The sequence below is a fragment of the Vogesella lacus genome (assembly GCF_979366295.1).
In genome coordinates this window covers 1-369 of the sequence record NZ_CEETQT010000040.1, presented here as the reverse complement: position 1 = coordinate 369, position 369 = coordinate 1, and the positions used below count along the sequence as shown (strand labels likewise).

General features: G+C 62.1%; 1 protein-coding gene. It reads left to right on the top strand.

Annotated elements, in window-relative coordinates:
* Positions 1-62: 62 nt before the first annotated feature.
* On the top strand, positions 63-369 hold a 307-nt coding region (locus ACZ9W6_RS17600), incomplete at its 3' end, for a DDE-type integrase/transposase/recombinase (protein WP_465192489.1).

The window sequence follows — 369 nt, the reverse complement described above, 5'->3', positions numbered from 1 at the left end:
TTAAAGAGATGATTGAGGAGAACCCTTCATTTGGCTACCGCACCGTAGCAGGCCTGCTGGGCATGAACAAAAACACCGTGCAGCGCATCTTCCAGCTCAAAGGCTGGCAGGTGAAGAAGCGGCCGGTCGGCTTCCGCCCACGCGTGCAAGCCCTGCCATCGGTAGCGGCCGAGCCGAACCAACGCTGGGCCACCGACCTGTGCCGCATCTGGGCCGGTAAGGATGGTTGGTGCCATTTGGCCTTGGTGATCGACTGCTGCACCCGCGAACTGCTGGGCTGGCATCTGTCACGCAGTGGCAAGTCCAAGACGGCCGAGTCGGCGCTGGAGCACGCGCTGATCAACCGCTTTGGTTGCCTGGGTCGAGTGC